This is a genomic window from Acinetobacter tianfuensis (genome assembly GCF_003611465.1).
In the GTDB taxonomy this organism is placed as follows: domain Bacteria; phylum Pseudomonadota; class Gammaproteobacteria; order Pseudomonadales; family Moraxellaceae; genus Acinetobacter; species Acinetobacter tianfuensis.
In genome coordinates this window covers 33,981-57,072 of record NZ_RAXV01000025.1, presented here as the reverse complement: position 1 = coordinate 57,072, position 23,092 = coordinate 33,981, and the positions used below count along the sequence as shown (strand labels likewise).

Annotated in this window: 20 protein-coding genes, 1 tRNA gene, 1 other RNA gene and 1 pseudogene; 9 read left to right on the top strand and 14 right to left on the bottom strand. The window is 41.6% G+C overall.

What is annotated here, in order from left to right:
- From D7V32_RS17470 to D7V32_RS11730, 3 genes are all read left to right on the top strand, one after another.
- The coding region (locus D7V32_RS17470; protein ID WP_213072552.1) for a hypothetical protein at positions 1-492 on the top strand (492 nt) is incomplete at its 5' end.
- Between the two features lie 133 nt (positions 493-625).
- Positions 626-1,510, top strand: a complete 885-nt coding sequence (locus tag D7V32_RS11735) for a class I SAM-dependent methyltransferase (RefSeq protein ID WP_120403043.1) — start codon at positions 626-628, stop codon at positions 1,508-1,510.
- Between the two features lie 126 nt (positions 1,511-1,636).
- Positions 1,637-2,254: a CatB-related O-acetyltransferase gene (locus D7V32_RS11730; protein ID WP_120403042.1), complete on the top strand. Its 618-nt coding sequence runs from the start codon at positions 1,637-1,639 to the stop codon at positions 2,252-2,254.
- A 2-nt stretch (positions 2,255-2,256) separates the two neighbouring features.
- On the opposite strand, the gene D7V32_RS11725 is transcribed toward D7V32_RS11730, so the two are convergent.
- The 3 genes from D7V32_RS11725 to D7V32_RS11715 all read right to left on the bottom strand — a co-directional run bounded on the left by D7V32_RS11725 (position 2,257) and on the right by D7V32_RS11715 (position 5,007).
- Complete coding sequence (locus D7V32_RS11725; RefSeq protein ID WP_120403041.1) at positions 2,257-2,760, bottom strand: GNAT family N-acetyltransferase; 504 nt, start codon at positions 2,758-2,760, stop codon at positions 2,257-2,259.
- A gap of 151 nt (positions 2,761-2,911) precedes the next feature.
- Entirely contained in the window at positions 2,912-4,237 is a 1,326-nt protein-coding gene (pepP, locus tag D7V32_RS11720) for a Xaa-Pro aminopeptidase (protein ID WP_120403040.1), read from the bottom strand.
- A 140-nt stretch (positions 4,238-4,377) separates the two neighbouring features.
- Positions 4,378-5,007, bottom strand: coding sequence for a UPF0149 family protein (locus D7V32_RS11715; protein WP_120403039.1), 630 nt, complete (start codon positions 5,005-5,007; stop codon positions 4,378-4,380).
- A 64-nt stretch (positions 5,008-5,071) separates the two neighbouring features.
- Between D7V32_RS11715 and D7V32_RS11710 the strand changes: the two genes are divergently transcribed.
- The 3 genes from D7V32_RS11710 to ssrS all read left to right on the top strand — a co-directional run bounded on the left by D7V32_RS11710 (position 5,072) and on the right by ssrS (position 6,196).
- Positions 5,072-5,623 (top strand): hypothetical protein, encoded by a 552-nt coding sequence (locus D7V32_RS11710; protein ID WP_120403038.1) that lies wholly within the window; start codon positions 5,072-5,074, stop codon positions 5,621-5,623.
- Positions 5,624-5,625: 2 nt separating this feature from the next.
- Positions 5,626-5,913: a cell division protein ZapA gene (locus tag D7V32_RS11705; RefSeq protein WP_120403037.1), complete on the top strand. Its 288-nt coding sequence runs from the start codon at positions 5,626-5,628 to the stop codon at positions 5,911-5,913.
- 99 nt (positions 5,914-6,012) lie between these two features.
- Positions 6,013-6,196, top strand: a non-coding RNA gene (ssrS, locus tag D7V32_RS11700) — 6S RNA.
- Between the two features lie 314 nt (positions 6,197-6,510).
- Here the strand turns inward: ssrS and D7V32_RS11695 are convergent.
- The 10 genes and pseudogenes from D7V32_RS11695 to lldP all read right to left on the bottom strand — a co-directional run bounded on the left by D7V32_RS11695 (position 6,511) and on the right by lldP (position 17,956).
- The gene (locus tag D7V32_RS11695; RefSeq protein ID WP_228200212.1) at positions 6,511-7,170 is read right to left on the bottom strand and encodes a hypothetical protein; all 660 of its coding nucleotides are present in this window, start codon (positions 7,168-7,170) and stop codon (positions 6,511-6,513) included.
- Between the two features lie 52 nt (positions 7,171-7,222).
- Positions 7,223-7,594, bottom strand: a pseudogene (locus D7V32_RS11690) (hypothetical protein); the annotation flags it as partial.
- 222 nt (positions 7,595-7,816) lie between these two features.
- Positions 7,817-8,680: a hypothetical protein gene (locus D7V32_RS11685; protein ID WP_120403036.1), complete on the bottom strand. Its 864-nt coding sequence runs from the start codon at positions 8,678-8,680 to the stop codon at positions 7,817-7,819.
- Between the two features lie 8 nt (positions 8,681-8,688).
- Positions 8,689-9,459, bottom strand: a complete 771-nt coding sequence (locus tag D7V32_RS11680) for a hypothetical protein (RefSeq protein WP_120403035.1) — start codon at positions 9,457-9,459, stop codon at positions 8,689-8,691.
- A 478-nt stretch (positions 9,460-9,937) separates the two neighbouring features.
- A tRNA-Ser gene (locus D7V32_RS11675) sits at positions 9,938-10,028 on the bottom strand.
- Positions 10,029-10,116: 88 nt separating this feature from the next.
- Positions 10,117-12,150, bottom strand: a complete 2,034-nt coding sequence (locus D7V32_RS11670; protein WP_120403034.1) for an NADPH-dependent 2,4-dienoyl-CoA reductase — start codon at positions 12,148-12,150, stop codon at positions 10,117-10,119.
- Between the two features lie 193 nt (positions 12,151-12,343).
- Positions 12,344-14,041, bottom strand: coding sequence for a D-lactate dehydrogenase (gene dld / locus D7V32_RS11665; protein WP_120403033.1), 1,698 nt, complete (start codon positions 14,039-14,041; stop codon positions 12,344-12,346).
- Positions 14,042-14,355: 314 nt separating this feature from the next.
- A complete protein-coding gene (lldD, locus tag D7V32_RS11660) occupies positions 14,356-15,510 on the bottom strand; it encodes an FMN-dependent L-lactate dehydrogenase LldD (RefSeq protein ID WP_120403032.1) in 1,155 nt (384 codons plus the stop codon).
- 2 nt (positions 15,511-15,512) lie between these two features.
- Positions 15,513-16,256, bottom strand: a complete 744-nt coding sequence (gene lldR / locus D7V32_RS11655) for a transcriptional regulator LldR (RefSeq protein ID WP_120403031.1) — start codon at positions 16,254-16,256, stop codon at positions 15,513-15,515.
- A 32-nt stretch (positions 16,257-16,288) separates the two neighbouring features.
- Positions 16,289-17,956: an L-lactate permease gene (gene lldP / locus D7V32_RS11650; protein ID WP_171407650.1), complete on the bottom strand. Its 1,668-nt coding sequence runs from the start codon at positions 17,954-17,956 to the stop codon at positions 16,289-16,291.
- Between the two features lie 615 nt (positions 17,957-18,571).
- Between lldP and argG the strand changes: the two genes are divergently transcribed.
- A complete protein-coding gene (gene argG, locus D7V32_RS11645; RefSeq protein ID WP_120403030.1) occupies positions 18,572-19,912 on the top strand; it encodes an argininosuccinate synthase in 1,341 nt (446 codons plus the stop codon).
- 86 nt (positions 19,913-19,998) lie between these two features.
- Here the strand turns inward: argG and D7V32_RS11640 are convergent, their stop codons facing one another.
- A complete protein-coding gene (locus D7V32_RS11640; RefSeq protein ID WP_120403029.1) occupies positions 19,999-21,255 on the bottom strand; it encodes a GGDEF domain-containing protein in 1,257 nt (418 codons plus the stop codon).
- A gap of 152 nt (positions 21,256-21,407) precedes the next feature.
- Here D7V32_RS11640 and pyrC point away from each other — a divergent pair, with 152 nt between their 5' ends.
- Together pyrC and rnt are read left to right on the top strand one after the other, a co-directional pair.
- A complete protein-coding gene (gene pyrC, locus D7V32_RS11635) occupies positions 21,408-22,442 on the top strand; it encodes a dihydroorotase (protein WP_120403028.1) in 1,035 nt (344 codons plus the stop codon).
- Positions 22,427-23,086 (top strand): ribonuclease T, encoded by a 660-nt coding sequence (gene rnt / locus D7V32_RS11630; protein WP_120403027.1) that lies wholly within the window; start codon positions 22,427-22,429, stop codon positions 23,084-23,086. The genes pyrC and rnt overlap by 16 nt, the downstream gene beginning before the upstream one ends.
- Positions 23,087-23,092: the final 6 nt, after the last annotated feature.

Here is a 23,092-nt window from a genome sequence, read left to right as displayed (position 1 = left end):
ATTTCCTATTCAACAATGAAACTTAAATCATTTTTTAATTCAACATTTTTGCTTTGTTTGCTCCTTCCAACAGCATTCTATTTCACTGTTCTTAAAGAAGGCATCATCACTTTCGGCATTGGGCTATTTCTTTGTTTTTGTGCATATAGCATCTTTTTTTATAGTCAAAATAAAAAGAGACCTGATGATGTTTCCACAAGTATCATATCGTCTTTTGCTTTTGTTGCTCCCATATTATTTTCAGGATTGTGGGCACAAATGTCATCATTAACCAGCCGAAACTTTGAAACTTATTTAGAACAACATCAGTGCGAAAGTACCCAAAAACGTTATAAATATATGGTATCTAAATGCGAAAACAAAGTTTGTAAAAGTGTTCCAGCCTCCGATGCCATCTATTATTGCCAATCTACCAATGGATACATTTACGAAAGTCGATACATAGAACTTTATGGTCCAAAATATGGTATTTGGGATGATAAATTGAACTGATTCAAATTCATGATACAGCCGATTCAAAACATTCAACTCGCAATATGATCCAATCATCTCGGTTTAAATCATCATTGTTAATTTTCCAGTTTCCTTTAAAGTGTTAGAAAATAAAAAGTGTCATGGAAATATTATGAAAGCAGGACGTGTCAGCCGTACAGCAGAAGCCGCAGCAGCCTTACGAGCCAATCATCATCTCAATGCCAGTAATCCTGTATTTTCAGATTCCTACGCCTTTGACATGACCAATGCACGTTGGCGTTTATTGTTAAATAACACATTATTTCGTAAAACACTTAACTCAGATGTGTTGAACAAAACTTTAGGTAAACTCACTGGGCAAGTGGTTGGGCGTTCGCGTTATACCGAAGACCTCTTACAACAAGCCATTGAAAATCATAAGATTCAACAATATGTTATCGTTGGTGCAGGATTGGATTCTTTTGTTTTGCGTTTAGCAAATCAATATCCACAGTTAAAAATATTTGAAGTTGATCATCCTGATACACAAAAAACCAAAATTGAAAAATTAAAGAAAGTATCTAAATCAAAGCAACTCCCTGCCAATGTGGAATTTGTCAGCATTGATTTTGAAAAAGAAAAACTGTCCGATGCCTTACAACGCAGTGGATTTGATTCTAACCATCCCGCATTTTTTTCTTGGTTAGGCACAACACATTATTTAACACCTCAAACCACTTTAGCGACTTTACAAAACATTGCGTCGATTGCAGGTCAAAACAGTGAAGTGGTGATGGACTATTCGATTGATTATAAAGAATTACACGGTATTGAACGCTTTGGTGCATTTGCTTTGACGCATTTTACCAAGTTTTTGAAAGAACCTTTGATTGGTGCTTTTGCATCGCAAGATTTACATCAACAAGTCGAAAAAATGGGTTATGACGTACTAGAAGATTTATCTGGTGTGGATATTACAGAACGCTATTTTAGCCACCGCCCTGACCATATTCGTCATACACATGGCTCACATTTGATTCATTTAAAATTACTTTAAATTTCCTATGTTCTATTTCAAGAATAGCCTAGTTTTCTATACTGCTTAGGCTATTTTACTTAATTTTTACTGCTTGCTCATATAGAATAACCTTACTCTTTCCCTTTGCATCTATGCTTTAAATCTATGACTGATTCCATCAACTCGCCTGTAAAACACTGGTGTGAATTTGAATTTATTTCCAAAACTGTGAAAAACCCCAATATTCACATTAAAGGAAATTATTCTTATTATTCAGCATACTGGGATCAAGGTTTTGAGCGTTGCGTAGTGCGTTATTTACATGACAAGCCTTCAACTGCAGATAAACCGATTGATCAGCTGCATATCGGCAATTTCGTCTGTTTTGGCGCAGAATGCGTGATTATGATGGGCGGCAACCAATTGCACCGTACTGATTGGATTTCAGCCTTTCCTTTCGATACCCGCAGTTTTGTCCCTGCTGGTGATACTGTTATTGGCAATGGCTGCTGGATTGGCTCACGCGCCATGATTATGCAAGGCGTGACCTTAGGTGAAGGCGCTGTAGTGGCTACAGGTGCGGTCGTAACCAAAGACGTGCCGCCTTATGCTGTGGTAGGCGGAGTGCCTGCCAAGATTATTCAATACCGCTTTTCTGAAAAAGATATTGAAAAACTGCTTTCACTTAAACTTTATGACCTAGATGAAAAGCAGTTTTTAAAAATGCGCGAACAATTGCAGACGGATAATGTTCAGGCATTAATTAAACATTTTGGACAATAAACTCAAATTCGGGCCAAAAAAAGCTTCATTAAAATTTCATCAATATATCGATCTGTATCTTTTAAAGCCTTAGCCTCGATTCCATAAAGCTGAAAACCGAAGTTTTTATATAGATGGACAGCCGGTGCGTTATCAGCTGCGACGGTCAGTAAAATTTGCTCCACATGCATTTTGCTGTAGTTTATAACAGCTTGGAGCAATTGACCCGCAACACCTTGCTGCTGGTATTCAGGCTCTACAAACACACTGCTAAGCTGTGCTTTGTGAGAAAGCTTTGTGCTCTGTTCTTGGCTAAATACGGCCAACCCTATAATTTTTTGACCCTGAAATGCTGCAAATACTTTGGCATTAGCTAAACAAGATTCAAAGAAGCTCAAAGGCTTGGCTGCCTCCAATGCATAGGAAGACCCAAACATTGCGGGCGCTTTTGCTAAAGCTGAAAGCCTGATACTCCTAAAATCTGCAGCATCATTTGCATCTAAAATTTTAATTTCAAAATCTGACATTTTCTTATCTTAAAAAGAGGCTCTTCTACAACTTAACACAAGGCTGAAAACAGCACTTAAAAAGTGTAAATCCGCCTATGTAATATCCGCACTTAAAAATAGGACAAAAAAAGCCCGATCAACTGATCGGGCTTTTTCAAGTTGATATAACTTATGCTTTCGCCATTAACGCTTCAATATCTTCTACAGTTTTCACAACTTTAGAGGTTAAATTCAGCGGGCCATTCTTAGTCACCGCAATATCATCTTCAATTCGAATACCTATACCGCGCCATTTCTCATCTACAGTTTCATCATCTGGCGCAATATACAGACCCGGCTCAACTGTCACGACCATGCCTTCTTCATAGGCACGCCAGTCACCGTCTTGCTTGTAAGAACCAACATCATGCACATCCATACCCAGCCAGTGACCAGTACCGTGCATATAGAACTGACGGAAAGTTTCTTTTTGAATAATTTCCTCAATATCACCCTGCATCAAGCCCAAATCCAACAGACCCTGCACCAAAATACGTACTGCAACGTTATGCGGTTCTTTATATGAGTTGCCAATGCGAACAGCATCAATCGCCGCTATTTGCGCATCCAGCACCACGTTATACAGCGCCTTTTGCTCTGGACTGAATTTGCCATTTACTGGGAACGTACGGGTAATGTCTGAGGCATAAAGCTGATATTCACATGCCGCATCAATCAGCACCAAGTCGCCGTCTTTTAATTCTTTATTATTTTCCACATAATGCAGAATGCAGCCATTTTCACCGCCGCCCACAATACTGTTATATGACGGTACACAGCCATTTTTGCCAAAAACATAATTCAGCTCTGCTTCCAGCGCGTATTCCATCATACCCGGCTGTACAGCTTGCATCGCACGGGTATGCGCTTCCGCTGAAATATCAGAAGCAATTTGCATCAGCCCAATTTCTTCTGCAGATTTATGCAAACGCATTTCATCTAAAATACGGTCCAGCTGAATCACTTGTGCAGGTGCAGTTGTGCCGCGGCGTGATTCTGCATTTGCTTTCGCAATCCACTGCGCCACTCGGGCATCAAAATCTGCCTGCTGACCTATGCGGTAAAACAGTTTCTCTTTATTCTGCAGTTTTTCTAGAATTTCATCATCCAGCAAATCAATAGCAAATGCCTCATCTGCTTCATAATCATCAACTGCGCCATCTATACCTGCACGGTAGCCATTCCAAATTTCCATTTCACGGTTACGCTCGCGGCAGAATAAGCTATAGCTGTAGCCTTCTTCTTCTGTGTCAAAGGTTTCAATAACCGCAACCGCCTCCGGTTCCGCAAAGCCTGTCAAATAAAAGAAACTGCTGTCCGCACGAAACTTAAAGTCTGCATCGCGGTTACGCATCACTTCTTTACTCGTAGCAATAATTGCAATACTGCGTAAACCCATTTCACCTGCGAGTATAGCTCTGCGTTCTTGAAAATCGGCTTGAGTCAATTTCTTCATTTGATTACTTCTTATCTCACTTATTTAAATCTTGCTGATACAGTAAGGGCCTTTTGGCAAGCATGAGCATATTTGCAGCAGGTGCAGAATATACAAACTTCTTTGCCATCAGACCCTATTTTTCAAAGCTTAATGCAGGATCAGCTTGGACGGTTTGGCGTAAACATTTCGACAACACTTGCGGCGTCTGATTTTTGCTTCGCTTCACCATTGCCTACATATAAGCGCAATAAAGGCGTTTCAGAAACAGCAACTTTGGTACGGCCCATAGATAGGCTGACAGGAATCAGACGAACAAACTCATACAGCTCCTGATAGCTTTCCTCACCTTCTTCATCATTATCTGATTCATCAAATTCAACAGCTGCGACATCCTGCAAATGCTCAATCAGCTCTTGCTCTTCTGCACGTAAATGGCCAGCAGCCAAACCAAACCCAAGCACAACACCTGTACACCAGTCTGCAAGCGCCTGTACACGCTCAGCCAAGCTATGGCTGTCATCTGGCAGCAGCGGCAAATAGTCCAGCTCATCTTCTGACAAAGAGTGCGCAATGTCTTCCGATTCATCGGATAAAATTTCCAGCGCCTGCGGGTCAATTTCGACCACCTCAAGCGTAGATAAAATTTGTTCCCACTCATCACGCGTAGGCGCTTGAGAAACACAAACTATACCTGTAAGCAAGCCATGTAACTCACTTGGGCTTGAAATCTCTTCAATTGCATTAAAATTGCGGTCCCATTCCGACCAACCTGAAATATCGTCTTGCATTCGCTTATCCAATCTCTATACTTCTTATATATTACCTTTGTTTGCAATACTGTGCGACCACGATATGTTAGAAGAATTACAGCGTCTGCAAGCGCATATAGGTGTTTTAAAAACACGCCTAGCGCACTATGAATCAGAGAATGATGCTTTAGCTGAAGACAAGAATGCTGCCAACGAACAGCATCACACTCAAATTGTCCAAAAAAATGGCATTATTACCAAAAAACAAGAAGAAATTGAAACGCTGACTGAGCAGCTGGCTGAGTCCCGTACGCAATTTCAACAGCTGAATAATGACGCAACCGCTTTAGCTGACCGCTATAGCCGCTTGGAAAAAAGCTGTACAGATTTAAAAAACCGTTTTCAGGAAATTTTAGCTGAACGTAACGAATTGCGTTTAATGAAAGAAAAACTGCAAAACGAGCAGCGTCAGGCACAGACAAATATTCAAAGCTTAGAAAAAGAACGAGAGCGCCTGCTGCAAAAAAATGAACATGCCAAAGCCAAAGTCGAAGCAATTATTCAGCGCTTGTCTGTTTTAGGTACGGCACAAGATCATCATGCACAAGAGATTCAGCAGCTGGAACATCCTGCTGACGCCAATGAGGAAGTTTAAGCATGAGCGAACCAATTCCAGTAGATTTAAAAGTTTTAGGCCATAACTTCCGTTTAGCCACGACACTTGAAAAACAGCCAGAGCTTGAACGCGCGGCCCAGCTGCTTAACGACAGATATGATGAATTTCGCCGTAAAGCCCCGCGTATGGAGCCAAGCAAGCTGATTATTATGGTTGCGCTTGAACTCATGCAAGAAGTGCTGAATATGAATAAAAGCCTGCAAGAGTATGAACATTGTGAACGGCTGCTGCAGGCTATTCTTGAAGAAGTCGAAGATCTTGCTGAATAGGCAAGATTTTTTTTGCCTAAAGCATAGCCAATTAAACATCACTTTACAGTTATAAACGCCAAATACTTTGCCATATACTGCTAATCCGCTATACTTGGTTTAACTCTGAGGTGTTCGCCAGCGCGTCTATATCCCTGCCGATACTTAAATCTCCGGATTGTGTTCTGCATATTTAGAGTGTATGCCTGCCTTCGTGCAGGAAACCCAGCAAGTATGCGTCGCGTCCACCTTGAACTTCTTCGGGTTCAGGGTAATGACATGCAGCGGCATCTTCGGAGCTATTTATTTTCCCTCTTATAATTATTACAACATTTTGTTTTATTTTAAATTTTTCCATTTTTAGCTAAAAATATAGCGTTCCATTTTTTTCGTCATATCAATTGTTTGCCCTATATAAAAAGCCCGTGAACTTAAAAATGAAAAGTCCGTTAAGTTCACTCTTTTGCGATTCATTCAAGGTGATCATGATTTTGTTATTCCTTTTTTATATCTGAAATTATTGTTTAGTTGGCGCAGCATTCCATGTATCTAATAATCGCCAAATTGCACTATCTATTTCTTTCCAACGATCCCAATTCTTTAAATTTGTTTCCCACTTTATCCACACCCCCCATATTTATTTGGCTCATAACTATTACCTCTAATTTGAATAATCTTATTTTCGAATGCCACTGAACTATCTAAAGTCTTTACACTTAATAAAACACCAGTCACATCCTGTTCTTTAGATTTTCCATAACAATTAAAGGAATAATCTGCTTCTAATCTCTGATAACAAGTCAGGCCATATTTTTCAAATTTTGAATTTTCCTTAAAAAAATCTTTTCTTTTTAAAAAGGTCTTATAGGTGTCTAAATTCTCAGCGCGCATATCCATGGTAAGACCTTCAATTCGAACCCTCACATGATCATCATGATCAGGTAAAGGTCCATCCGTTGCTTGAAAATCCGAATTGCTTAATTTTAAATCAAACTGTAATTGTCGATTCGAATCAGGCATCGGCAAACTATCTGCTTCTTCTTGCGTAATTACTGGAAATTTTTCAGGAACATAATTTATGGGAAATTGCCCTAAATAATGTTCTCGAGCGGGTCTATAAAACTCATAATCAAATTGATCTGGTATATGTTTTCGGCGTGGTCCAAGTTTAGCTTTTACAATAAGTTGTGGATTTTGTTTCCAAACCACAATTTCTTCCTCTTGCGGAATATGTACTTTTTCTTGAGGCTTACAGCCCCCGAGAGCAATTAAACTCATAAAAAAGACTCCTATTTTTAAATAGTTCACTTAAAATCCTCTAATTTCTAAATTACTTAAGAAGCTTTACTGGTCTTACCCTTTCCACCTCACTAAACAACGAAAAAGTCTGATTTACATAATTCACTACACCTGAAATCTGTTCCATATACTGCAAAAGCTCAGGTGTTTTCTCGGCTTGAATCAACTTCACTCAACGTGATGGATCAAAATGGCAATAAAATAAAGGTTCACCACGTTTTAAAATTAAATCTTTTGTGGTGTCATGCCATTCAAAAGCCCACATCAAAGGCCTAGGCCAAATATGAATAGGAAATCGACCGCCAAAGATAGTGCCGAGTAAGGGATGTTTGCGATAATGCCCAAAAGCATCCAACTGGGTGATATACACCACTTCATCAGCAATAAAACAATAATGCAGCCTGCCCAGTAATAGCATCACCTGTTGCAACACCATCTGCCCAACCAGCATAAGCATAGCCTTAGAATTACCTGTAGACACACCTTCTGCATCTCACTTAATGCTTTATAAATTCCTGGTACTGCCCCTATACCATGATTTTTGACTAACTCTTGATATTCTTCAATTTTTTCAATTTTTAACGTCTGAATTGTGCTCATAATGATTCCTCATAATCTATGAATATTAATTGGTTGATATTGTTTTAGGGTCTACTGCTAGATCTTTAATGATTTTTTCTGAACGTTCTTGAATTAGTCTCCAATCTTTTAAATGCACACGATTAAATAATGCTTCTAGCTGCACTTTCATAAATGGCTCTATATTCCAGTACATATGACATCTTTTTTCTAAATTATTTCTTTCTTTATTTTTACAAAAAATCAAAGTAATAACTTTGCCTCGGTTGTCCTTTTCGACATACATATCTTTAGTTTCTGGATATCCATCACTACTTACCCAGTCAGGATGAGGATTATATTTTTCCAAACCAAATTCTTCTTTATTCGCTGGAATATAAATACTTGCATAATGATATTTTTTTAATTGTTCATGTGACTGTATTTGTGAGTCCAAAGTATTATTTAGAAAAAACGCTGTTAAATTTGGGCGGTACCGTACACCTGCATTCGTCATGATCGTGACCCATTCATTATGCTTTTGATGTTCTTCTGCACGATATTGCTTTTGTGATTCTTTCGCAGTTCGTGCTGCTTCTGAACCTTCAGGTGCCCCACCATAACCAACAAAAACTAGACCCGTGGTATATTTCATATCTATTGAAAATGAGGTAATTACTGAATTGAAATCTCGAGGTGGTGGCTTGTACCCTTTGTAGCGATTTTCGCGAACTAATCTTGGGGAATCCTCATATTCCAACCACTGCACCTGTTCACTTAGTAGCACAGGTTGACCACCTAAATTTCCAGCATGGTAAGCTAGCCCATAAGGGCTTATGGGTGGCTTAAATTCAGCTTCATGCGGAGTATCCTTATACATATAACCAAGGAATAAAATCACTGAAAAAACAAATAAATATAATTTTTTCATGTATTCCCCTATCCCCTATCTTTTATTGAAACTAATTTATTCGGTCTGACTTTTTCTAATTCACTGAACAATGAAAATGTCTGATTCACATAATTCACTACACCTGAAATCTGTTCCACATACTGTAAAAGCTCAGGTGTTTTCTCGGCTTGAACCAACCTCATTGAACGTGATGGGTCAAAACCGTCGAACTGACAATAAAATAAGGGTTCTCCACGCTTTAAAATTAAATCTTTTGATGTATCGTGCCATTCAAAAGCCCACATTAGCGGTCTAGGCCAAATATGAATAGGAAATCGACCGCCAAAGATAGTGCCGAGTAAGGGATGTTTGCGATAATACCCAAAAGCATCTAACTGGGTGATATACACCACTTCATCGGCAATAAAACAATAAGGAAGTTTGAGCTGAAGGATTGGAACATTTGGCATGCGCCATTCATTTTCATTTACAAGCGTCAGCAGTTCACGCAGCTTATTTCCACGTACAGGTGAAGCATCACCCAATACATTCACTAATGCAGGTTTGCCTGTTTGATCTCGTTCAAAACGTAGATGAAAATCAAATGGACAATTGATGACAAAATAACGGCTTTCAAGCTGAAGAACTGCTGGGCAACGACTGGCAGATTTTGCATGCTTTTGTTGTGGCTTCGAACGCATGCGATACGGTGGTTCAAAAAGGATTGAAGCCTTATCATCTGTAAGGAACCACCCTACTTGAATGGACCCTGTTTCCGTATGTTTATGATCATCTGTTATTGTAAAACTGATATACATTGTAATTGTTCAATATATTTTAAGACCAATTGACCTTAATAAATTTTAGTTTATTTTTTAGACTTTTCTAATATAAATTAAATACATAAAAATGATTTAAATTACTTTATTTCTTATTTTCGAGAAATAATTCGCTTTTTATTTATCATTTTTTTTCAACCCGAAAACATAAAATAAGAAGTCAATGTTAATACACGTCCTTAACATTAATAACTTAATGATTGTTCATTTTTTCTAGAACAGCTCCCTAGATTTAATATTCCAAGATTAAAATATTAACAGCCGTGCTAAAATTTTACGAAAACTAAAAAACTCAACAAAGGTATCCTCAGAGGCCTTTAATCTAAATTCCTCCTCCCAGCCTCCTTTAACCTATACTGGAGTGTTATTCAATTCAATATTTTATGTGGGGCAGGTTGCGGGGTAAAACCATAGGCAAAAAAAAATCCCTTGTAATAACAAGGGATTTTCCAAAATTTGGCGGAAGCGGTGAGATTCGAACTCACGGAGGGGTATAAGCCCTCGTCGGTTTTCAAGACCGGTGCATTAAACCGCTCTGCCACGCTTCCATGTGCGCCATCATACGGAGCTTTCCACAGGATGACAAGTAAAAATTTAAGTTAAACCATTCAAATGGATATTGTTTCACCAAAAAGTTTAAAACTGGGCAGCTAATTCGGCCCCTTCACGAATCGCGCGCTTTGCATCCAGTTCAGCTGCGAGTTTAGCGCCGCCAATAATATGATACTTCGCTAAGGTATTTTCTCCTGCTGCAGGCATCAAATCTTTTACAGACTCTTGCCCTGCACATACTACCACCGTATCTACACGCAGCAGCTGGTCATGCCCTGCTGTTTCAATCCACAGCCCCTCATTCGTAACTGCTTTATACTGCACACCGCGCAGCATACGCACGCCATGCTTCTTAAGCTGCGCACGATGAACCCAGCCAGAGGTCTTGCCTAAACCTGCACCCAGCGGCGTTGTTTTACGCTGCAATAAATAAATTTCACGCACTGGCGGATGAACTTCTGCAGGCTGCATACCGCCTTCAGACACATAGTTAAGATTTGGATCTACCCCCCACTCACGCTGCCACTCATCTAGCGGCTGAGGCTGTTTTTGATGCGGCGGTTTAAGCAAAAACTCTGAAACATCAAAACCAATCCCGCCAGCGCCAATAACCGCCACACGCTCACCCACTGGCGCACCGCGCAGTACTTCGGCATAAGACAATACTTGCGGTGCATGACTGCCTTCAATTTTTAAAGCTCGCGGCACTACACCCGTCGCAACAATCACCTCATCAAAACCTTCACGCTCCAGCTGCTCACGGTTCACCTTGGTATTCAAGCGCAGCTCTACACCCGTTTTTTCAATTTGAACTTTAAAATAACGGATGGTTTCGTGAAACTCTTCTTTACCCGGTACAACTTTGGCTAAATTAAACTGGCCGCCTACTTCACTGCTAGCTTCAAATAACGTGACATGATGCCCTCGGCTGGCGGCGACTGTTGCAGCAGACATTCCCGCCACACCGCCGCCGACCACTGCAATACGTTTAGCTTTTTTAGCTTTAACATAAACCAGCTCAGTTTCATAAGCTGCACGCGGATTAACCAGACAGGTTGCACGCTGATTTTTAAAAGTATGATCTAAACATGCTTGATTACATGCAATACAGGTATTAATTTCATCAACACGGTTGGTTGCAGTTTTATTGACCCAAAATGCATCTGCCAGCAGCGGACGGGCCATCTGCACCATATCTGCTTTACCTGCTGCCAAGATTGCTTCTGCTGTTTCAGGCATATTAATGCGGTTTGAAGCAATGACTGGAATTTTGACATGCTTTTTCACTTCAGCAGTATAGTCTACAAAAGCAGCCCGCGGCACAGAAGTGACAATTGTTGGAATTCGCGCTTCATGCCAGCCAATACCAGTATTCAGCAACGTAACTCCTGCCTGCTCTAAAGCTTGAGCAACAGTAATGACCTCTTGCATCGTGTTGCCGTCATGGACTAGATCCAGCATCGACAAACGGAAGCAAATAATAAATTTTTCACCCGCCTGAGCACGAACGGCTTTGACAATTTCAACCGCAAAACGCATACGGTTTTCAATATCACCGCCCCATTGATCATCACGCTGGTTCACATGGCGGCTCAGGAACTGATTCAACAAGTAACCCTCAGACCCCATAATTTCTACACCGTCATAGCCTGCTTTATGTGCAAGACCTGCCGTATGCGCATAATCTTTAATGGTTTCCAAAATTTGCTTTTCACTCATTTGGCGCGGTTTAAATGGTGAAATAGGTGATTTAATTGGACTGGCAGAGACCACAAAAGGCTGATAGCCATAACGCCCTGCATGCAGAATCTGCATGAGAATTTTAGCGCCATGCTTATGTACAGCATGCGTCACTAAACGGTGCGGCGCAATATCCCCCAAAGTATTCATCGTTCCGCCTGCTGGCAGCAGCCAGCCAGAACGGTTTGGCGAAATCCCGCCAGTAATAATCAGGCCAACGCCGCCTTTAGCGCGTTCACCAAAATATGCAGCAAGTTTAGGATAGTTATAAAAACGGTCTTCTAGGCCTGTATGCATAGAACCCATCACGACACGGTTTTTAATTGTCGTAAAGCCAAGATGGAGCGGTTTTAAAATATTTGCATAGCTAGTTGTCATGATGAATCCTTTTATATCGGGCTTTGCAACTTGTTGCATACTACTTTAGCTGTTTTTTTAGATATTGGGATGACACTTTATAAAATATTCTTGGCATCTATGGTCAATTCAGCCGAACCCTCCTCAAAACATTAGAGCATAAAAAAACCAGTGATGCTGACTTCACTGGCTGAATGTATTTAAGCAAGAGCCTTTAGCGCCAATGCTTCTGCTTACTGGTTTGACCAATTCCCACATTAAAACTATTGGTTGGATCAAGCTTTTCATAATGCGTCCGCAGTGCAGGCTTTGCTGCATATAAATGTCCAACATTATGCTCAGCTGGGTATTCTGCCCCTCGTGCATCCAGCAAGTGCCACATTTGATGTTCCATCGCCAAAGGATCTACGCCCTTTTTCACAATATAGTCCTGATGAAACACATGACATAAAAAGTGACCATAATAGAGTTTATGAATAATCAGATCATCCATCTCTTTGGGCAGGGTTTCCACCCACTCGCGGTCATTACGGCGCAGTGCGATATCTAGAGCCACAATATCTTCAACTTTTGAACGGTGTGTATCCCGATAGCGAATGGCTGCGCCAGCAACGGCAAAGCGATGTAAAAATGCTTTACGTCCTTCTTCCTCAGTACAGCGGAAAAAATCACCTGAGGTTTTATCTTGGAAATAACGTTTTAAAAAACTTTCCACTTGCTCGGCATCTTGATTTTCAATCCGAATCACCAAATGATGTTCATACAAATCACGAAATTCATTCATGCGTTTCGGTAAATGATTGGGCAAAAATTTAGTAATCAACTGCAGAACTTTATCGGACAAACCTTTCATCCTAAACTTTTCTAAGTACGCATCGACCTTATCTTTCATGGCAAATGCCGCAGGCACTTTTGCCGTACCGAATTTCTCAATGAACATAAAGGTATCTTTGCCATACTCCGCACCAATATCATAGGCGACACGGTGAATATACTCACCTGCAATCGGCAACCGCGGTAAATCTTTCAGCAAAAAGCGGCGAATTTCAGTCAAATCATCATGTGAATTTGTACCCACATAGAACACCTGACTTGGAATTTTTTCAAAGGTATCCAAACGTACGGCAAAAACACATACTTTACCTGCCGAACCCGATGCTTCATATAAACGAGACGGATCGGCATTAAAACGTGCAGGCGTATTTTCATCAACCTGTTTCACATCATGTCCATAACGATGGTCCGATGCACAGCAGCCTGAATTATTGATAATGTCGCCGATTTGATAATTTTTATTTTCAAGATTAGATAAAATTTCTTCAGGTGTCTGTCCTAAATTCACCCCTAAATGATTGACCAGCTCCAATTCACCTGATGAATTGACTTGTGCATACAGTGCAAGCTCTGTATAAGCAGGACCGCGGCGTACCAATGCCCCGCCTGAGTTATTGCACACACCGCCTAAAACCGAAGCCCCAATACAGGATGAACCAATCACCGAATGCGGTTCACGATTAAATGGCGCCAAATCTTTTTCAAGCTTGTCTAATGTCGCACCCGGTAAGCAAATCACTTGCTGTCCATCATTAATCACCTGTATGCCAAGCAAACGGCGCGTGCTGATCAGAACCACAGGGCGGTCATAATCATCGCCAAATGGCGTTGAACCGCCAGTCAAACCTGTATTGGCTGCTTGCATAATCACAATACAATCTGCATTTACAGCCGTTTGCAGCACTTGCCACTGTTCAAGCAATGACCCCGGCGCAACAACAGCCAGCACTTTCCCTGCACCGTAACGACGACCTTGGCGGTATAAACGTGTGTCTTTATCGTCAGTTAAAACGTGTTGTTTACCCACAATAGTGATAAGCTTTTGAATAGTTTGCGGTGCATCTAAATTGGATTGCATTTTATATCCTGCCCATTAATTTTTTGAGCTTTTCAATAAAGCTAGATTACGAAATAACACATTAATGTTTTAAGTGTATTGATCACGGTATTCGATGTCGTGTGGCGGCATGGATGCCGCCGTTGGGTCGGTGAGGAGTACAACTCCGCAAGAGGACGTCTTGCGAAGCTTCACTTCTCACGCCCAACAAAGGATTTTTGTTACTTTTCATCCTTGAAAAGTAAGGTATCGCCTACGCAATTGAACTTAAATTTTTTAATTCAAAATGAGGCAAAGGATGCTTCTTTATATTCATTCGCTTTTATTAGAGAGTTTTACTCAGCCAACTCTCGTTCTAACTTCACTAAACAATCCGAAGTAATATCGGCAATGGTTTTGGCACCTGTTAAAGTCATCGCCACACGCATTTCTTTATCAATCAAATCAAGTAGATTGGAAACGCCTGCACCGCCTGCTGCGCCTAGTGCATAAACAAAGGCACGACCGAGCATACAGGTATCTGCACCCAACGCCAGCATACGCACCACGTCTAAGCCATTACGAATGCCTGAATCCGCGAGGATTTTAATATTGCCTTTGACTGCATCTGCAATTGGCGGCAATGCACGTGCAGAAGATAGGACACCATCGAGCTGACGGCCGCCATGGTTTGAAACCACAATCCCATCTGCACCGAAACGCACGGCATCTTTGGCATCTTCAGGGTCTAAAATACCTTTGATGACCATTGGGCCATCCCAGAACTCACGAATCCACTCAAGGTCTTTCCACGAAATAGACGGATCGAAGTTAGAACCTAACCAGCCAATATAATCTTCTAGACCTGTAGGTTTACCTAAGTATTTAGAAATATTGCCCAAGTCATGCGGACGTCCCATCATGCCGACATTCCACGCCCAGTGCGGGTGGAAACACGACTGCATATAACGGCGCATGGCTGCATTTGGGCCACTCATACCTGAGTGGGCATCACGGTAACGCGCACCCGGAACAGGCATATCCACGGTAAACACCAAGGTTGAACATCCTGCCGCTTTAGCACGCTCCAAGGCATTTTTCATAAAACCGCGGTCACGCAGTACGTAGAGCTGGAACCACATGGGACGGTTAATCGCAGGCGCTACCTCTTCAATTGGACACACTGAAACAGTAGACAGCGTAAACGGAATACCCTTTTTATCTGCAGCGACCGCAGCTTGAACTTCGCCTCGGCGCGCATACATGCCTGTTAAACCCACAGGAGATAATGCAACAGGCATCGACAACGTTTCATCAAACAGTTTGGTTTCTAAACTTAACTGCGACATATCGTTCAATACACGCTGGCGCAAAGCAATTTTTGATAAATCTTCTACATTGCGCTTCAGGGTATATTCTGCATACGCACCGCCATCGATGTAATGGAATAAAAATGGCGGTAAACGACGTCGCGCCGCTTCACGGTAGTCATTGGCAGAAGAAATAATCATGCTTATATCCTGTTTAATCGACTGGCGCGCTGACGACGGGCTTCTTCCTCATCAATCATTCGCACCTGTTGTACTACAAACTCAATGTGTCCGCAGACTGCTTTACGCGCAGCTTCTGGATCACGGCGTTGAATTGCACTCATGACTTGAAAGTGCTGATCATGCAATTGATCAAAACGGTGTGCTTCGCTATAGACCTTTCGGCGCCCTAAAGCGACGTTGAACTGCAGCAAATCAAACAGACCGCGCATCATCTGAATCAAGACCAAATTATGCGATGCTTCAGCTATCGCTAAGTGAAATTTTGCATCTGCACGGGCAGCCTCATTATCATCCCCCAAAGCCTGAAAATGGTTAATCTGATCATAATGATGCTGGATATTCACCAAATCTTCTTGGGTTGCGCGCTGCGCTGCATACCAAGCCGTCCCGCCCTCTAAAATAATGCGCGCTTCTTGCACATCAAATCGGTAGGCAGGATCTTCACTCATCAAATTGCTGATCGGCTGTACGATTTGATAACTCGACCAAGTTGCCGGCAGTTGTTTTAAAAATGTCCCTGCTCCCACTTTGCTGACCAGCACACCCATGCTGGCCAGCTGCGAAATCGCTTCTCTTAAAGAAGAGCGGGAGACTTGCAGCTGTTCACACAGTTTTCTTTCGGCAGGCAGACGGTCTCCAACTTGCATATTGCTTTGTTCAATCAATACACGCAGGCTTTGTACTGCTTTATCGGAGACTTTCATCTGCTTTCCTTAACGTTAATACACAATTGGTGTTATGGAATCATCCATGGGAACACATAGGCTTGTAGAGTAATCATAATACCCATCATAATTGTGAACGTTATACTGTGTTTTAAGGTAAAACGGAATAAATCCGACTCTTTACCAACCAGTCCTACCGCCGCACAGGCAATCGCAATCGATTGAGGTGAAATCATCTTACCGGTCACACCGCCGCTGGTATTGGCTGCCACCAGTAAAACTTCCGGTACGCCAATTTGCTGAGCCGTAGTGGCTTGAAGCGCTGAAAACAATGCATTGGCAGAGGTATCTGAACCCGTGAGGAATACACCCAACCAACCCAAGAAAGGCGAGAAGAACGTAAAAGCTTGACCCGTATGCGCAAGGGCCAAAGCCAAAGTCGAAGACATGCCCGAGTAGTTCGCAATAAAAGCAAAAGACAGCACCATACCAATCGAATAAATTGGAACTTTCAGCTCATTCAGCGTTTCACCAAAAGTCACCACAGCATCTTTCGGTTTCATCTTCAAATAAGCAATGGTGATCAATGCTGCAAGAAAGATTGCTGTCCCGGTTGCTGAGATCCAATCAAACTTGTAAATCGCATCATAGTCTTTAATTTCAGCAACCACTGGCGGCATTTTTTGAATCATTTGATGCAAAAATGGCACTTTGATTGAAATCACCCAGTCATGCAATGCACCGTCTTTGGCGAATAAATCCTTAAACGGTTTCACACTCCAGATCGTCACCATCACAGTTAAAATCGCGAATGGAGACCATGCTTTTGCAATTTGCCCTACAGTGTATTTTTGCTGTTTTTGTGCAGCCACATCTTCACTCATCGTTGCGTCTTGATCTGCAAAACGGAAAATGTGCTTTGGCTGCCAGTATTTAAACAAAATTGTTAAAGAAACTAGAGAGGCAATTGCCGCTGTAATATCAGGTAATTCTGGACCGACAAAATTAGAAGTTAAGTATTGCGCAATTGCAAAGCTGCTTGCGCCCACCACAACTGCTGGCCATGTTTCTTTCACACCGCGCCAGCCGTCCATAATTGCCATAATCCAGAACAGCACGATTGGCACCATAAATGGCAGCTGACGGCCCACCATTTGGCTGATTTCCATCGTATCGACACCAGAGACTTGCCCAGCAACAATAATTGGAATACCCATCGCACCAAAAGCCACTGGCGCAGTGTTTACGATTAGGCACAAACCTGCTGCATATAAAGGTTTAAAACCCAAACCAACTAATAATGCAGCGGTAATTGCCACAGGCGCACCAAAACCTGCTGCACCCTCTAAGAAGGTACCGAAAGCAAAGCCTACCAGCAGCATTTGTAAACGCTGATCTTCAGTAATTGAGAGAATAGAAGAACGAATGATGTCGAACTGGCCTGTCTTCACTGAAATTTTATACAGGAATACAGCGCCAATAATGATCCACGCAATCGGCCATAAGCCGTAAAGGAAGCCATAAACCATCGATGCAAATGCCATCATCGCAGGCATCTTATAGGCAAATAAGGAGACCAGAAGTGCAAGTACAACGGTGATTGTACCTGCCACACTGCCTTTTAAACGAAATACTGCAAGCGCCAAGAAAAAAAAGATAATCGGAATAAGCGCAATTAAACTTGATATCCATATATTCCCCATTGGGTCATATATTTGCTGCCATTGAAGCATTGTCATCTCCTTGAAATGCTTACTAAGATTTAATTGTTGAGCAATTTAGATCCATAACCCTTAATATTGGTGTGACCAATATAAACATAAAAGTTATAAAAACGAACATCATTGCTAAAATACACAGTGATTTTGATTTATTTTAGGTCAAAATTTCAAGCTTTTATTATTTTTGGTCCGACCAATAAATCATGCAAAAATATAGCTTTTAATTTAAAAACACAATTTTACATCGCTTAAACACCTGTTTTATATTTATTAATTATATATAAATCGATACAAATATACTTTAGTCTAATGGCATATTACCATCAAAGTCGGTTTTAACAATTAACAAAAGACTAAAATAAAAAACACAAAAAATATTGGTATGACCATTGCTATATTTAAGCACATTGCATTTAAATTGCATTGTCCTTTGAGCCAACTTCATTTTCTAAGAGCAAAATCTGCATGCAAAACTCCGCAATAGATTTCATCTGCAATTATTTTCCGCGGCATTGCCTGTATATAATGATTTTTTAGAAAAACCGTACAGAAAAGTGCTACAATCACGCACATATATGTATTCTTTCAGGCCACCCATTCTCGGTGCCTATATTTATATCGTTAGGATTAACAATGACTGATAATGCAACTATCTTGCAGAATGTCCCAGTTGGCAAAAAAGTTGGTATTGCCTTCTCTGGTGGTCTAGATACCTCAGCTGCGCTTTTGTGGATGAAACAAAAAGGCGCGGAGCCTTATGCTTATACAGCAAACTTAGGCCAGCCTGATGAAGATGACTATGATGCGATTCCGCGTAAAGCTGAAGCTTACGGCGCAGTAAAAGCACGTTTAATCGACTGCCGTTTGCAGCTTGCATTAGAAGGTATTGCAGCGATTCAATGCGGCGCATTCCATATCTCTACTGGCGGTGTTCCATACTTCAACACGACGCCGCTAGGCCGCGCAGTAACAGGTACAATGCTTGTTACAGCAATGAAAGAAGATGACGTTAACATTTGGGGTGACGGCTCTACTTATAAAGGCAATGATATTGAGCGCTTCTACCGCTACGGCCTTTTAACCAACCCAGCGCTTAAAATTTATAAGCCTTGGTTAGACCAAACGTTTATTGACGAGCTAGGCGGCCGTGCAGAAATGTCACAGTTCCTGATCGACAATGGCTTTGACTACAAAATGTCAAAAGAAAAAGCGTATTCAACTGACTCAAACATGCTTGGTGCAACTCACGAAGCTAAAGATCTTGAATACCTTAATGCCGGCATCAAAATTGTTGATCCAATCATGGGCGTGGCATTCTGGAAAGACGACGTTGAAATCGCACCTGAAGAAGTATCTATTACTTTTGAAGAAGGTTTCCCAGTTGCAATCAACGGTCAGCGTATCGAAGATCCGGTTGAATTCATTCTTGAAGCGAACCGTATTGGCGGCCGTCACGGTCTAGGCATGTCGGATCAAATCGAAAACCGTATTATTGAAGCAAAGTCTCGCGGTATCTACGAAGCTCCAGGCATGGCGCTTCTTCACATCGCTTACGAGCGTCTTGTGACTGGTATTCATAACGAAGATACAATCGAACAATACCGCATCAACGGTTTACGTTTAGGCCGTCTGCTTTACCAAGGCCGCTGGTTCGACTCTCAAGCGCTTATGCTTCGTGAAACTGCGCAGCGCTGGGTTGCTAAAGCTGTAACAGGTACAGTAACTTTAGAACTCCGCCGCGGTAATGATTACACAATCATGAACACTGAATCTGAAAACCTAACCTACGAAGCTGAACGCTTGACGATGGAAAAAGGTGATTCAATGTTCTCTCCTATGGACCGTATTGGCCAATTGACTATGCGCAACCTAGACATTACAGATACCCGCGCTAAGTTAGGCATTTACACTAACTCTGGCCTGCTTTCTGTAGGTGCTGGTTCTGCAGTTCCACAGCTGAAAGACAAAAACTAAGTTTTTGCTTAAGTTAAAAAACCGCTCAATTGAGCGGTTTTTTATTTCATAATTTTTGATGTACACATACCTTCGCGCCGCCATTATCACAAAGATGCGGCCTCAGAACGGATAGACTGATAATAAATTTGGTTTCGGCCTAGCTGTTTTGCCCGGTAGAGCGCCTGATCTGCAATGCACAGCAGCTCATCCTGCGTCATCTCTTCCCCGCGGTACACCGTAATACCTAAACTGATAGTAATATGGTTAGAAACCAACGATTTTTCATGCGGAATTCCTAAACGGTCAATCGCCTTATAAATATTTGATGCAACTGCATATGCCCCATGCGCATTTGTTTCTGGCAGCAGCACCACAAATTCTTCACCGCCATAACGCGCCACAAAGTCCATATGGCGAATCGCATTTTTAATACTTTCCGCAATGGATGAAATCACATCATCACCCTTTTGATGCCCATAGAAATCATTAAAATTTTTAAAATGATCGACATCGATAAAAAGTACCGCCAGCGGAGATTCCTCACGCTTAGAAATATTAAAATAATCCGTTAATGTTTCATCAAAGGTTCGCCGGTTTGAAATATTCGTCAGCGCATCATGCTGACTTAAATGCAGCAGCTCTGAATTATGAATACGGTGGATTTGCTCACTGATTTTTGCACGCGATGTGTAAAGATAAATCATCCGCTCACGGGCAGACCCCATATGGCTGATTACAAAGCCTAAAAAACAGCCGCCCAGCAAAACACGCCCAAGCAGCAGCGGGTTCATATCTACAGTAAAAACCAGCAATACAATCGCACTGAATGAAGCCAGCATACTCACTGTCAGCATATGAAAAGGCTTCAGCCCTATCAGCATAAAACCCAAAATATCAATAATGCAGATAATCACTAAAGCTTGATGCTTCAGATCCTCTGTTTGAATGGTCAGTGTCAGCCATGACATAGACACAATTGCCCAGAAAAATATAGCGGAAGCAGTAAATACAAAATAGGGCTTAAGCTTTGGCAGCGAGGCTGCAAAATAAATCAGCATCAGGGTAAAAGCCCCATTGGTCAGCCCAAGTACGCATTGTATAAAATCTTGCTTAAAAAAATTTTTATCGATAATCCAATAATCGGTTGGAATCATGACCAAAATAAAAAGGAAATAAACCAGTACGCCAGACCACAAGTTTTTTTCTATATGCTTACGAGAACGCTCTAAATTTTTTTGCCAGAATACCTCTTCCATTTTTTTAGGGAACACCTGCCCTACACGGCTGCTTTGCTGCGCAATAAGCTCTTCAATTTTCTCTTTGTCATATTGCAACTTTGCAAGTTTATACTTGTATTCCATTTCCAAGCATTTATGTTGTTTTTTTATTCGCTTAAAAATAACATAGTTTTGACAATTTATTTATAAATATCACTCCATTTGTCTTTAATTCCCGTTACCATTTTCACACTTTTTGCATTATCATCTGTTTTATTTCTAAGTTTGAATTCGCCTTGAATACGATTACGATTCTACAGCCAGATGATTGGCACGCTCACCTGCGTGATGGTTTAGCTTTACAGCGCACTGTACCAGACCTAGCAAAGCAATTTGCACGCGCTATTTGTATGCCGAACCTTGTACCGCCAGTGAAGACTGTAGAAGAAGCGAATGCCTACCGTGAGCGCATTATGGCTCATGTTCCAGAAGGCATGAACTTTGACCCGCGCATGGTGCTTTACTTCACAGACAACACTGAAGCCAGTGAAGTAAAAAAAATCAAAGATTCTGAATTTGTAAATGCCATCAAGCTGTATCCAGCTGGCGCTACAACAAACTCAGACAGCGGTGTAAGTGATATCCGCAAAGTGTACAGTGTCATTGAGCAGCTGGAAGAACATCAGGTTCCATTATTGCTGCATGGTGAAGTTACACATAATCATGTCGATATTTTTGACCGTGAAAAACGCTTTTTAGATGAAGTGCTTTCGCCGCTATTAAAACAGTTCCCTAAGCTGAAATTGGTGCTTGAACACATTACCACAAGTGAAGCTGCCAACTTTGTGCTTGAACAGGACCGTAATGTCGCAGCTACTATTACACCGCAGCATTTGCTGTTTAACCGTAATGACATGCTGGTAGGCGGCGTAAAACCGCATTTTTACTGCTTGCCTATTTTAAAGCGCCAAACGCATCAGCAAACACTGCTTGAAGTTGCCACCAGCGGCAATCCTAAGTTTTTCTTGGGTACAGACAGCGCGCCGCACTCAAAAAATGCTAAAGAAAATGCATGCGGATGCGCAGGATGCTATAGTGCGCCTACCGCAATCGAGCTTTATGCTCAAGCATTTGATCAAGCCGGTAAAATTGAGCGCTTAGAAGGTTTTGCCAGCCACTTCGGCGCAGACTTTTATGGCCTGCCGCGCAATAGCAATACCATTACTCTGGTAAAAGAAGATCAAGTGATCCCTGAAAGTTTTGACTATTTGGATGGCGAAAAAATTATTCCGTTATATGCGGGTAAGACCATCCAATGGAGAAAAGTGTGACTGATGAAACTCTACCAGTAATTGGTCAGCGTTTCCGTGGATTTTTGCCTGTTGTTGTCGATGTTGAGACAGCAGGCTTTAATGCACAGACTGATGCATTACTGGAAATTGCAGCCATACCTATTGTGTATGATGCAGAAGGTAAATTTGTGCCGGGTGAAGCTTACCATGCACATATCAATCCATTTGAAGGTGCAAACCTAGACCGCCGCTCACTGGATTTTATTGGCATTGACCCATCTAACCCAATGCGTATCGCAATGGCTGAAGATGAAAAAACGGCGATTAAACGCATTTTTAAATCGGTCAATGACGTTCGCCGCAAACAAAATTGCACTCATGCTGTTTTAGTTGGCCACAATGCGCATTTTGACTTAGGTTTTGTACAAGCAGCCATTGCGCGTACAGGTACAAAAAATCAAAATCCGTTTCATAGTTTTTCTGTATTCGACACCGTGACTTTAAGCGCTGTAATGTTTGGTCAAACGGTACTCGCCAAATCCTGCATTCAGGCTGGCATTGAATTTGACGGCAAAGAAGCGCACTCCGCTCTTTACGACACTCAAAAAACTGCTGAACTGTTTTGCTATATTTTGAACAAACTCGGCCCACACTTGCTTGACACTTTGGTGGCGGATCAATAAGATACC